This is a genomic window from Acidovorax sacchari (assembly GCF_042847045.1).
GTDB classification, from domain to species: Bacteria; Pseudomonadota; Gammaproteobacteria; order Burkholderiales; family Burkholderiaceae_C; genus Paracidovorax; species Paracidovorax sacchari.
In genome coordinates, this window is the sequence record NZ_AP035783.1 from 2,586,155 (window position 1) to 2,599,293 (window position 13,139).

Annotated in this window: 8 protein-coding genes; 7 read left to right on the top strand and 1 reads right to left on the bottom strand. The window is 63.5% G+C overall.

All coding sequences use genetic code 11. From position 1 onward, the window contains the following. Nucleotides 1-8 precede the first annotated feature (8 nt). The 7 genes from ACGHC0_RS11735 to ACGHC0_RS11765 all read left to right on the top strand — a co-directional run bounded on the left by ACGHC0_RS11735 (nucleotide 9) and on the right by ACGHC0_RS11765 (nucleotide 11,430). Nucleotides 9-995 (top strand): LD-carboxypeptidase, encoded by a 987-nt coding sequence (locus ACGHC0_RS11735; RefSeq protein ID WP_368355372.1) that lies wholly within the window; start codon nucleotides 9-11, stop codon nucleotides 993-995. Nucleotides 996-1,004: 9 nt separating this feature from the next. After that, nucleotides 1,005-1,952, top strand: a complete 948-nt coding sequence (locus ACGHC0_RS11740; RefSeq protein ID WP_415268288.1) for an adenylate/guanylate cyclase domain-containing protein — start codon at nucleotides 1,005-1,007, stop codon at nucleotides 1,950-1,952. Between the two features lie 111 nt (nucleotides 1,953-2,063). Next, nucleotides 2,064-4,601: a penicillin acylase family protein gene (locus ACGHC0_RS11745; RefSeq protein WP_415268289.1), complete on the top strand. Its 2,538-nt coding sequence runs from the start codon at nucleotides 2,064-2,066 to the stop codon at nucleotides 4,599-4,601. Nucleotides 4,602-4,685: 84 nt separating this feature from the next. After that, a complete protein-coding gene (locus tag ACGHC0_RS11750; protein ID WP_415268290.1) occupies nucleotides 4,686-9,707 on the top strand; it encodes an RHS repeat-associated core domain-containing protein in 5,022 nt (1,673 codons plus the stop codon). 2 nt (nucleotides 9,708-9,709) lie between these two features. Next, on the top strand, nucleotides 9,710-10,180 hold the full coding sequence (locus ACGHC0_RS11755) for a hypothetical protein (protein WP_415268291.1): 471 nt from the start codon (nucleotides 9,710-9,712) through the stop codon (nucleotides 10,178-10,180). After that, the gene (locus ACGHC0_RS11760; protein WP_415268292.1) at nucleotides 10,177-11,130 is read left to right on the top strand and encodes an RHS repeat-associated core domain-containing protein; all 954 of its coding nucleotides are present in this window, start codon (nucleotides 10,177-10,179) and stop codon (nucleotides 11,128-11,130) included. The genes ACGHC0_RS11755 and ACGHC0_RS11760 overlap by 4 nt, the downstream gene beginning before the upstream one ends. 12 nt (nucleotides 11,131-11,142) lie before the next feature. Then, entirely contained in the window at nucleotides 11,143-11,430 is a 288-nt protein-coding gene (locus tag ACGHC0_RS11765) for a hypothetical protein (RefSeq protein ID WP_415268293.1), read from the top strand. Nucleotides 11,431-11,818: 388 nt separating this feature from the next. Here the strand turns inward: ACGHC0_RS11765 and ACGHC0_RS11770 are convergent, their stop codons facing one another. Beyond that, nucleotides 11,819-13,093 carry an acyl-CoA dehydrogenase family protein gene (locus ACGHC0_RS11770; protein WP_415268294.1) on the bottom strand — a complete coding sequence of 425 codons (1,275 nt, stop codon included), beginning with the start codon at nucleotides 13,091-13,093 and terminating at the stop codon, nucleotides 11,819-11,821. Between the last annotated feature and the right edge of the window lie 46 nt (nucleotides 13,094-13,139).

Genomic DNA, 13,139 nt, shown 5'->3' on the forward strand with positions numbered 1-13,139 from the left:
GACGAGCCTTGTCCGAACACGATCACGACCATTCGCATTGCGGCCACGACCATGGCCCGCGCCACATCTACATCTACTCGCCGGCCGGTGCCGTGCGCGACAAGGCCGCGTTCAAGCGCGGCGTCGCCCGCCTGCAGGCCATGGGGCACGAGGTGGAGGTGGATGCGGATGCGCTGGCCGTCCATACCCGTTTCGCGGGCGATGACGCCACCCGCCTCGCTGCCATCCACCGCGCCGCCGCGAGCGGCGCCGACGTGGCGCTCATCTCGCGCGGGGGCTACGGGCTCACCCGCATCCTGGACGGCATCCGCTACAAGGCCGTGGCCAAGGCGGTGGAGCGGGGCACGCAGTTCGTGGGCCTGAGCGATTTCACCGCCTTCCAGGCCGCGCTGCTCGCGAAGACAGGCGCCATGACCTGGGCCGGTCCGGCACTGGTCGGCGACCTGGGCTGCGAAGGCGAGCCCGACGACATCATGCTGGCCTGCCTGGACGACCTGCTCACCGGCCACGGCGAGGGCGCCGGATGGCGCATGCACAACGAGAAACCCGCGGCCGACGGAAAGCCCGCGGTGAAGGACTGCTACATCCGCAATGCCACGCTCTGGGGCGGCAACCTCGCCATGCTCTGCTCCCTGGTGGGCACGCCCTACCTGCCCCCGGTCAAGGGCGGGATCCTGTTCGTGGAGGACGTGAGCGAGCATCCCTACCGCGTGGAGCGCATGCTCACGCAACTGCTGCACGCCGGCATCCTCGCGCAGCAGAAGGCCGTCGTGCTCGGCCAGTTCACCGGCTACCAGCTCGCGCCGCACGACAAGGGCTTCAAGCTGCAGAGCGTGGTGGACTGGCTGCGCACCCGCATCAAGGCGCCGGTGCTCACCAACCTGCCGTTCGGCCACGTGCCGACCAAGGTGCTGCTGCCGGTGGGCGCGCAGGTCTCCCTCTCCGTGGAGGGGCGCGATGCCCTGATCTACTGGGGCCACGCCGCCGGCCACTGAGCACCGCCCATGAGAACCGTCCGGCATACCGTCGTGTTTTCCGACATCGTCGGCACCACGGCGCTGTTCGAAGCGCAGGGCAACACCCTGGCCACCACGGCGGTGACCGGATTGACCGAATGGATGGCGGCGACGCTCGGCCGCCATGGCGGCCGGGTGGTGAAGACGCTGGGCGACGGCGTGCTGGCCGTGTTCGGCGAGCCGGCCTCCGCCGTCACCGCGGTGGCGGACATGGCCCGGCGCCACCACGAGCGGCCCGGCAAGCCGGATGGCGCGATGGACCTGCGCGTCGGCATGGCCTACGGCGAGCTGGTGGAGGTGGACGGGGATACCTATGGCGATGCGGTGAACGTCGCCTCCCGCCTGTGCGAGCGCGCCGGCGCCCGCGAGATCCTCGCCGATGCCGCCACCGTGGAACTGGCGGGCGGCGTGGAAGGCGCGGGCTATGTGCGCATGGGTGCGCTGGAACTGCGCGGCCGGGCCGAGCCGCTGCTGGTGTACCAGGTGGACTGGCGGGTGGGCGAGGAGCACGGCCCGCTGACGCTGCGCGCCGGCCTGGCGAGCGAACTGGCGCCGATCCGGCAGCCCAACACCTGGATCGAGCTGGCCTGGTCCGGCTCCATCCGCACCTTCGGCGCGGCGGACAGCCCGCTGCACGTGGGCCGGGGTTCGCAGGCGCCGGTCCGGGTCGCCGATCCGCGCGTGTCGCGCCTGCACGCGCGCGTCGAATGGCGCGGCGGCACCGTGGTGTTCACCGACCTCAGCAGCTACGGCAGCTGGGTGCGGTTCGACGGCAGCGAAACCGTCGTGGCGCTGCGCCGCTCCGCCTGCCTGCTGCATGGCAGCGGGCAGATCGCGCTGGGCGTGCCCTTCGGCCGCACGGACACGCCCACCCTGGGATTCGGCGTCACCGACACCGAACTGCCGGAAACCTGGGACACGCTCCCGCCGTACTGATCGATTTCCCGCGCAGGGGCCGCCCACGGCCGCGTTGCTGCACGACAATCGTGCTCCATCTCGAGAGGGGGCGAAGCCATGCGGTTGCGACAGCGGAAAGCAGGATCCTGGATGCGTTGGAGTGCCGTGGCGGCGGTGGCGCTCACGTTGCTCGGCGGCGCGGTGGTCGCGTGCTATGTGCAGAGCCGCTTCCCGGCGCTCGACGGACGGATTTCCGCGCCCGGGCTCGTGGCGCCCGTGCAGGTGCGGCGCGACCCCTCCGACGTGACCCACATCCATGCCGCCTCCGCGCAGGACGCCTGGTTCGCCATGGGCTATGTGCATGCGCAGGAGCGCGCATGGCAGCTGGAGTTCAACCGGCGCCTCATGCACGGGCAGCTGTCCGAACTGTTCGGCCCCGCCGCGCTGGACACCGACAAGCTCATGCGCGCCCTGGACATCATAGGCACCGCCCGGCGCCAGTACGCCGGCCTGCCGGCCCCGGCGAAGGAGGCGCTGCAGGCCTACGCCCGCGGCATCGGCAGCTTCCACCGCAGCGGGCGGGCACTGCCGCCGGAATTCCTGCTGCTGGGCGTGCCGCCCCTGGACGGCAAGGACGGCCGCGACGCCTGGACCCCCGAGGACAGCGTGGGCTGGGCGCTGATGATGGCGCTGGACATGGGCGGCAACTGGGGCCAGGAATTCACGCGCCTCTCCCTCGCCCAGGCGCTGGACACCGACCGCCTGTGGCAGCTGCTGCCCCCGTATCCCGGCGAGCCGCCGGCCACCCGCGTGGACCTGGCGGCGCTCTACCGGGGCATGGGCATCTACCGCGGCGCGGGGCAGGGCGCTGCCGCGGCGGGCACGCCCCCGGGCACATCCACGGCAGCTTCCACCGCCGTGCCCGGCATGGTGGCGGCCCTGGCGGGCGACGGTACGCGCCAATGGCTGGACTGGTCGCGCGCCCTGGTGCGCGATGCGGGCACCAACGAAGGCAAGGGCAGCAACAACTGGGTGGTGGCCGGCTCGCGCACCGCGAGCGGCAAGCCGCTGCTGGCCAACGACCCGCACCTGGGCCTCTCGGCACCTGCCATCTGGTACTACGCCGCCCTGCATGCACCGGAAGGCCGCGCCGCCGACGGCTCGCGCATTCCTCCCCTGGAGGTGGTCGGTGCGACCCTGCCGGGCCTGCCCTTCGTTGTCCTGGGCCGCACCGCGGGCGTGGCCTGGGGCTTCACCAACACCAGCCCCGACGTGCAGGACCTCTACATCGAACGGATCGATCCTGGGAACCCGCGCCGCTACCGCACGCCCGACGGCTGGGCGGAGTTCACGGAGCGCCAGGAGACCATCCGCGTCAAGGGCCAGCCCGACGTGGCGGTGACGTTGCGCGCTACCCGGCACGGCCCGGTGCTGAGCGACGTGGTCGAATCCCACGGCCGCGTGCTGGACCTGCAGCGCGCCGTGCTCGCGCTGCGCTGGAGCGCCCTGGATGCCGACAACCGCACCGTGCTGGCCGGCCTGCGCCTGAACCATGCGCGCGACGTGGAAGAGCTTTTCGATGCGCTGTCGGACTACCACTCGCCCATGCAGAACGTCGTCGCGGCCGACACCGGGGGCCGCATCGCCTTCAAGGCCGTCGGGCGCGTGCCCGTGCGCGCCGCAGGCAACGACCTGAACGGCGTCGCGCCGGCCCCCGGCTGGGACGCACGCTACGACTGGCAGGGCTGGCTGCCCTATGCCGAGACGCCGCAGGACGACGGCGCGGCCCGGGGCTGGATCGCCACCGCCAACCAGCGCATCACGCCCGAGGGCTATCCGCATTTCCTGACCCAGGACTGGGCGCTGCCCTACCGGCACGACCGCATCGCGCAGCAGCTCGAAGCTGCCGGGAAGATCGACATGGCCGGCATGCAGCGCCTGCAGGGCGACGTCGTCTCCCTTGCCACCCTGCGCCTGCTGCCCTACCTGCAGCGCGCGGTGGCGGGACATCCGCACCCGCTGGCCGGCGCTGCTGCCGCGCAGTTGCAGGGATTCGACGGCGCCATGCGCGCCGACCGGGCCGCCCCGCTGGTCTTCGCTGCCTGGGCGGACGAACTGGCCCGCGGCACCATCGCCGCACGCATCGGCGCCGAGCGCTTCGCCGCCACCTACGGTCGGCGCGACTACCGTGCGGGCCTGGAGGGCATCCTCGAGCGCAATGACGCCTGGTGGTGCCAGCCCTCCGGCTGCGAGCAGCAGTCCGCCGACGCCCTGGGCCGCGCGCTGGACCGGCTGGCAGCGGCGCAGGGGCCCGACCCCGCCCGCTGGCAGTGGGGGCGCGCCCACCCGGCCTTGAGCGTGCACCGGCCTTTCGGCAACGTGCCGGCGCTGGCGCGGTTCTTCGACGTGCAGGTGCCGTCCCCGGGCGATGCCTATACGGTCAATGTCGGGCAGTACGACCTCGGCAGGAAGGACGGGCCGTTCGTGAACCGGCATGCCGCGTCGCTACGCGCACTCTATGACCTATCGGACCTGGAGGCCTCGCGCTTCATTTACCAGACGGGGCAGAGCGGGCTGGTGTTTTCGTCGCGGTATCGGGATATGCGCGGGGAGTGGGTGGAGGGGGGGTATCGGGCGTTGCAGTTGCGGCCGGGGCGGTGGGGGCACGCGCTGACGCTGGCGCCTTAAAAATGCTTTTAATGCGGTAGTGCCACCTTTGGCTTAGCTGGGTGATATTGATATCAAAAAATATTAAAGACCAGGGAAGATGTAATGAGGCGATTGTCTTTTTTTGTTAACGCTTGGGTTTGGTTGATTTTTGGATTTCTTCCAAGTTCTGCGGGCGCCTATAGCGTAAATATTGAGCCGGAAGTGTATTGGCTAGCGAAATGGGGGTATGGCCTGTTTCCGATGGAAGTTGAATTTGATAGTCCGTCGAAAGCTATTGATGCCGCTATAGCCATGTACCAGACTCATGCTTGTCATAAGAAAGATGACGGGACTACGGAGTGTTATGCTGCAGGTCCCGTTCAAACGAGTAACGTTAATGTGAATGGGAGGCCGGAAAAATATTTCAGCCTTGCATCCAACGAACCGCAGAGAGAAAATACTTATGCCGCTATCGCGGAAATAGGTTTGCGTTGTCCTATTGTTTATCTTGACGCGAATCAAGGTTTCCAGAAATTGGTGATGCGTGCTGAATCGATTTCGAATGGAAGGTCGGTTTATTGCGAACTGCAACTTCCTGAGGCCCAGCCTTGCGATGACTGTCAGTCCGTCCATGGCGCATTTCATCCTGGAACAGGCCAAAACATTCACAAGGAGTTGGATTATTCGGGAGGCTCTGGTTTGGAGTTTTCTAGGATATACAGAAGTGATGTTGGACAATTTTCTTCAATGATTAATGAGAGGTGGATCGACAAGCTCGACAATCCAGAGGACAAAAGATGCATTTGGGGCTATCTTCGTGATGCCAAAGGGGCGTTCAAGCAACAATGCTTCACCATTGTTCCGATGGGAAATGGGGTCAATCCACAGGTTTACGTATGGAAGACCGGGGAAGGACGGGTCAAGTTATTCCAAAAGAATGCTGCCGGGATTGTTCCGTACAAGCCTGATATGGCAGATCGGGTCTGGGAGTTGTCTGGCACAGGAACCGACAGATGGATGGTTTACTCTGGCGGAAAGGAGATAAGAGCATTCAATAAAGCAGGCCGATTGACGCGGCGCATGAATATCGATGGGAGTATGGATGTAAGGCTTAATTATCCCGCTGAAGAGGAGTTGATCGTTGGTCCGGAATATGTCTCGGATTCCTTTGGCAGATCGTTGAGATTTTCTTATGTAAACGGATTGTTGGATGGTGTGATCGATCCGGCTGGAGGGGAATACAAATACTCCTATGATGATTTAGGTAATTTGCTTTCAGTTGCTTACCCTGATGGCTACAAGAAAAATTACAGGTATGGAGCCGCTGGGGATGAGGCGGGGTGTGGACATGACGCTAAAGTCCGTAATTTGCTGGTGGGCGTTGATGATGAATCGGGTAACGTGCAGAAGAGGTTCGGTTATGACTGTTCGGGGCGAGTTATAAGTTTTGATTCGGATGCGGCGAACGGATATAAAGTCAACTACACCGGTGCGGGGCGTGAACTGATTGGGCCTTTGGGTGAGGTGGTGAATTATGATTATCAGCAGATTGAGTCTACGCCTTGGTTGGCGAGAGTTGATAGGAAGGATGTCACATCTGGTGTTAGTTATACGATGCAGAGGCAGTATGATGGTAAAGCTAATCTTCTGAGTCAGATTGATTACTCTGGAAACCAGGATTGTTATCTTTATGGACCGAGGAAGGCGGGGCCATTGGTAACAGTTCGCGGTGTATCTTCAGGGACTAGTTGCTACTATATATTCTCCAATGATGGGTATCTCCCCGCGGGCGCTGTCAAGATTTCTACTCAATGGCATCCCGACTGGGCCTTGCCGGTGGCGATAGCTGAGCCACTGCGAATAACTTATTTAATTTTTAATGGTCAGCAGGACCCGAAGACTGGTGAAGTATTAAATTGTGCGCCATCACAAGCCGTGTTGCCGAATGGGATGCCCTTCGCTGTTCTATGTAAAAAAATTGAGGTAACGACTAAGGACGGTAGTGGTGCGGCAGGATTTGCGGCCGATGTCTCGACCGATAGGTCTGAAAAGGTTTGGCTTTACAGTTACAATGAATTCGGAAAGGTAATATCGCAGGATTATCCGAATGGATTAAAAATTTCATTTCTCTATTATGAAAATACTGGCGATTCGTATTTCAAAGGAGATGTAAAGTCAGTTGCAAACAATATCGGGCAGGCTACAAACTACCTTGCATACGATAAAAACGGGAGGGTTCTCTTAACAAGCGCAGCCAATGGATTGTTGAGTTCTTATCAATACGACGCCCGCGGCCGCCTGACGCGCCTGCAGCGCGGCGATTTGGTCGCGCTCTATACCTACCATCCCACCGGACAGCTCGCCACGGCCGCCACGCCGGACGGCTACCAGGTCAGCTACGCCTACGACGCGGCGCAACGCCTCACGGACTGGAGCGACAACCGCGGCGCGAGCGCGACCTATACCCTCGACGGCATGGGCAACCGCGTGACCGAGCGCATTGCCGATGCCCAGGGCCGTGCGGCATGGCAGCTGGCGCGCAGCATCAACAGCCTCAACCGGGTGGAGCGCGTCAGCGTCGGGGGCGCGGACAGCGGACTGGCCGCGACCACGACCGGTTTCGGCTACGACGCCAACGGCGACCTGGTGCGCAGCACCGAAACGCTCGATGGAGTCGCCCGCAACACCACGCTGGCGCTCGACGCCCTGCGGCGGGTGAAATCCATCACCAATGCGCAGAACGCGACGGCCACGCTGGCCTACGACGGCCAGGACGCGGTCACCAAGGCGACGGACTTCAAGGGCGTGGCGACCAGCTACACGCGGGACGCGCAGGGCAACGCGCTGCAGGAATCCACGCCGGACGCCGGCACGCTGGCCACCACGTACGACGCGCTGGGCCTGCCCAAGTCCATCACGGACGCGCTGGGCCGGGCCACGGCGATCACGCGCGATGCACTGGGCCGTCCTACGCAAATCGTCAGCAGCGCCGCGGGCGGCGGCGCCAGCCGCACCACGGTGCTGCGCTACGACCTGCCCGGAGCCGAGTACAACGCCGAAGGCGCGCCGCAGGCGAGCGTGGGTTCCCTGAGCGAGATCCAGGAGGCGGAGGTCACCACGCGCTACCAGCGCGACCTGCTGGGCCGCATCACGCGCAAGACGGAGATCCTCGCCAATGGCGACACCCGCACGCTGGGCTACCGCTACGTGCCCGCGGGCGGCGCGGGGGCTGGGCAGGTCGCGGCCATCATCTACCCGAGCGGCCGGCAACTGCAGCACCAGTACGACACTACGGGCCAGCTCACCGGGCTGCAGTGGAACGGGCAGCCGCTGCTGTCGTCCATCACCTGGAACCCCCTGGGCCAGCCGACGGCCTGGCAGTGGAGCGGCGGCCTGGGCACGGCCCAAGCCGAGCAGCGCAGCTACACGACGGCCGGACAACTGGCCTCCAGCCGCCTGCTGCCGCAGCTGGTGTGGGACGGCGCGGGCCGGGTGGCGCGCATGCTGCAGCGGCACGCCCTGCCGGGCATGGGCACGCTGGCGCAGGACATTGCACTGGCGAGCGTGTTCACCTACGACGCGGCAGGCCGGCTGACGGCCAGCGCCCACAGCGCGCCGGCGGACCTGGCGCTGCCGCAGGGCTGGGGCCTGGGCGACACGCTGGGCGCGACGGCCAGCGGCTACGCATGGGATGCGAACGGCAACCGCACGCAGGTGCACCACACCAGCGCGACGGGCGCAGGCGCGGCGACGCTGGAGCGGGTGTTCGCGCAATCGGCGGACAGCAACCGGCTGCAGGGCTACACGGAGCGCTTCACGCCCGCAGGCGGCGCGGTACAGACCACGCAGGTGGCCTACAGCCAGGATGCTGCAGGCGCGCTCACCAAAAAGGGCGACACGTACCTGCACTACGGCGTGGATGGCCGCATCGTGAAGGTCGGCGCCAGCGCCGATGCCTCCGATGCCCTGGCCGTGGGCTATGTGACGAACGCCCTGGGCCAGCGCGTGCTCAAGCGCGACGCGCGGCTGTCGGGGCAGGACCACCCGGCCATCACGCAGCAGACGGTGTACGCGGAAGACGGCATCGGCAGCACGGTACTGGGCCAGTACGGCAACCGCCGGAGCAGCGACAGCGCGGCGCCTGCGGGCGAGATGGACAGCACGGAAGTGATCTGGCTGCCCACGGCGACGGGCCCGATGCCGGTGGCGGCGCAGATCAACGGCCGGCTGTACGCGATCGACGCGGACCACCTGAACACGCCGAGGCGGCTGACCAATGCACAAGGGCAGGTGGTGTGGCAGTGGCTGATCGCGGGCTTCGGGGAGGCGAACCCGACGACCGGGGCGACGGGCTATGCGCAGGAGGGTGCGGCCAGTGGCCGCAGCTATGGCGAGGCAGTGCGGTTCGACCTGCGGTATCCGGGACAGTCGTGGGACGAGGAGACGGGGCTGAGCTACAACCTGCACCGGTACTACGATGCGGGGACGGGGAGGTATGTGCAGGCTGACCCGATTGGGTTGGAGGGCGGGTGGAATCGGTTTGGGTATGTGGAAGCCGACCCTCTCAATGCGAGAGACCCGGATGGATTGCACCCCTTGTTGATGGGTATGGCCAATGCCGCTGTGCGCGTGTACGGTGCTGCCCAGGGGGCGTTGTACCGGTACGCGCCAGCACTGACGGAATTCATTGCTGGAGCGTCTGGAGTCAACGGTACGGTAGTGGCGCCCATGAGCCCGTTGGTGGCACAGATTCCGACGGCAGTATCGCGTATGACGCCTGTGGCACAAGGGATCGCGCAGGGGGTGGAGTCGGGTGCTTACTGTGCACCTGCTGCATTGGCGACATCCGGGCTCGAGCCGAGTGCAATTCTTTTATCGGCGCAACAGGTATATAAGGGCAGCACTGTTGTAGGTCATGCGCTGTCTAAACATGCTGGCCGAAATCCCGGGAGGTGGGGGGTGATGACTGGCTCTATGAAAACATGGAACGATCAGGGCGTGGCACATTTGAATGACGTACTTCGCGGACCCGGAGCATTTGCGCAGGTGAATAGTAATGGTATTTATTTTTTAGAGAAAAGGCTTGGCGATGGGCGTGGTGTGCGGCTAAATATGGATGGTTCCTTTAAAGGTTTTTTGGATTGATCATGAGTGGTTTAATTGAATTGGTTTTTGAAGGTTTATCAGCAGATGATGCCTGCAAAATTTTATATAAAATAATCGAGCCAAAGAACGTTCTTGAAGTCACTAGCACTGAATGGGGGGTACTTGAATATTGTCAATTGCCGAAGATCTTGGTGAATTCGCTTGAGAATCGTTCGGCGCCAGCATCTATATTCGTAAAAGCTGAATCTGCCAGTGTTGGGGAAGTTTGCTTGTCAAAGCCTCTGCTGCGATTGCTGAGCTTCGAAGGACTATGCGATTTTGCTATTATTTTCGAGGCTTCCGATATTTTCGGTACATCGAGAGATGAGGCAGCTATGAAGCTCTCTGAAGGCGCTAGATTGTTGGTGGCCGATGTGACTTTGCATGACTATTATTGTGGAATCGAGCCAGCTACGGATGAAGAGACTAGATTCTTCTCATCTAAAGACTTCGGGCCGTTGCATAAGTTTTGAATGAGTTGTTTGCGGTCGCGTCGAATATCGCCGGCCACCAGCAGACGGTGTACGCGGAAGATGGCATCGGCAGCACGGTGCTGGGCCAGTACGGCAACCGGCGCAGCGCCGACAGCGCGGCGCCGGCCAGCGAGATGGACAGCACCGAAGTGATCTGGTTGCCCACGGCAATGGGCCCGATGCCGGTGGCGGCGCAGATCAACGGCCGGCTGTACGCGATCGACGCGGACCACCTGAACACGCCGCGGCGACTGACCAATGCGCAGGGGCAGGTGGTGTGGCAGTGGCTGATCGCGGGCTTCGGGGAGGCGAACCCGACGACGGGAGCCACGGGCTATGCGCAGGGCGGTGCGGCCAGTGGCCGCAGCTATGGCGAACAGGTACGGTTCGACCTGCGGTATCCGGGACAGTCGTGGGACGAGGAGACGGGGCTGAGCTACAACCTGCACCGGTACTACGATGCGGGGACGGGGCGGTATGTGCAGGCTGACCCGATTGGATTGGAGGGAGGGTGGAATCGGTTTGGGTATGCAGAAGGAAACCCGGCGTCCTATACCGCTCCAACCGGCCAGTTCGCGGTCGTTATTCCATTTATCCCTGCGATAGTTATCGGGACTGATATTGCGGTCGGAGTGGGGTTGGATGCGCTAGGTTACGGGTTGGATCGCATGTTTGCGAAGCCGCCAAGTAATGCATATGACCCAACCGGGCCTACGGCGCCTGGCAAGCCAGGTAGCGCAGAAGGATTTAAAGATCCCAAAGGGGGCGAAAGTTGGGTTCGCAACCCCAATGGGCGTGGATATGGTTGGCAAGGTGCTGACGGTGGGGTTTGGTGTCCCACCGGGCCCGACTCCGGTTCCACGGGCGATGCCCATGGTGGCCCTCACTGGGATGTAGAGTACCCTGGTGGCCGTTATACCAACATTTATCCTGGCGGTCGTCGTCGATAGGAGATATTTGAGATGATTATAAAAATAGCCTTGGGCAGCTTTTATTCAAGAGGTGATGAGAAACGCCTTTTTCAGGGGTTTGGGGAAATAACCGCAATACGCGATATAAAAGGTGTTGGTAGAGATTTGTTGTTGAGCGTAAATATTGCCGCCTTGAGCAAAGAGCAGCTGCGAGAATTGCTCGCATTGCTTTGGCGTTATGACTTGCCGCTCACCCCCCTGCGGGTGCTTGCGGAAAAGAAGAAATTCGATTGGCTTAACGATTCACAGGGGTATTGGCACGAAGCAATGTTTAAATGAATTATTTGAATATCTTGAAGAGGGCGTGCTGCTACCACTTCATGCGTGGCTTCTGTAGCAGCCGTGTATAAAGGACTACCTTGCAATGCAGTGCTGAGTAGTATGGGCGCCGCGATTGGAAAAGTGATCTGCCTTGGCCACGTTGTCGGGCTCAGGTCAAGGGCTATGCTCTATGTCACTGACCCGGCTCATACATATGGGTACTTCATGCCGGATTCTTGAAGCAGGCCCAACCGCCCTCGCCAGATGCTATGCGCATAGGGGCAGGGGTATGGCAGCCAAATTCGCATGATTCAAATTTCGATATTTGGTAGATGGGAAGAAGAGCGCCGTCACGTACTGCGGGCCGAGGTTCTGCTCAATGAACCTCGGCCTGTGCACATAGTGCTCAGCAGCCGCGCGTGACCGGCACCTCGGCTCCCCGGCCGTATTCCGAGTACTTGCCCAGCTCCCACTTCGCGATGGCGTTACGGTGCACCTCGTCCGGGCCGTCTGCGAAGCGCAGCGTGCGCGCGCCGGCATAGGCATAGGCGAGCGGGAAGTCGTCGCACATGCCGCCGCCGCCGTGCACCTGCATGGCCCAGTCGATCACCTGGCAGGCCATGCTGGGGGCGACCACCTTGATCATCGCGATCTCGGTCTTGGCGACCTTGTTGCCGGCCACGTCCATGAGCCAGGCGGCCTTGAGCGTGAGCAGGCGGGCCATGTCGATCTTGCAGCGGGCCTCGGCGATGCGCTCCTGCGTCACGGTCTGCTGGGCCACGGTCTTGCCGAAGGCGACGCGCGAGGACGCACGGCGGCACATCAGCTCCAGTGCGCGCTCGGCCAGGCCGATCAGGCGCATGCAGTGGTGGATGCGCCCGGGGCCCAGACGGCCCTGGGCGATCTCGAAGCCGCGGCCTTCGCCCAGCAGGATGTTGCTGGCCGGCACGCGCACGTTCTCGAACACCATCTCGACGTGGCCGTGGGGCGCATCGTCGTAGCCCAGCACGTTGAGCGGGCGCAGGATGCGGATGCCGGGCGTGTCCGCGGGCACCAGGACCATGCTCTGCTGCGAGTGCTTGGGCGCTTCGGGGTCGCTCTTGCCCATGGTGATGAAGACCTTGCAGCGCGGATCGGCCGCGCCGGAGATCCACCACTTGCGGCCGTTGATGACGTACTCGTCGCCCTGGCGCTCGATGCGGGTGGAGATGTTGGTCGCGTCGCTGGAGGCCACGTCGGGCTCGGTCATGGCGAAGGCCGAGCGGATCTCGCCTTCCAGCAGGGGGCGCAGCCAGCGGGCCTTGTTCTCCTCGCTGCCGTAGCGGGCGATGGTTTCCATGTTGCCGGTGTCGGGCGCGGAGCAGTTGAACACCTCGCTGGCCCAGGGTACGCGGCCCATGATCTCGGCGAGCGGCGCGTATTCCTGGTTGGTGAGCCCGGCGCCTTTATAGCCCGAGGCCGCGGCGGAATCCACCGGCAGGAACAGGTTCCAGAGGCCGGCCGCGCGCGCCTTGGGCTTGAGTTGCTCGATGGTTTCGAGTGCGGTCCAGCGCCGGCCCGCGGCCGTATTGGCGGCCAGTTCCGCGGTGTAGGCGGCTTCGGACGGGTAGATATGCTCGTCCATGAACTTCAGCAGGCGCGCCTGCAGGTCCTTGGTCTTGGGGGAGTAGTCGAAATCCATCGCGGTGTCTCCGGTTGAAATCGGGCCGCGCGGGTGCGCGGAAAGA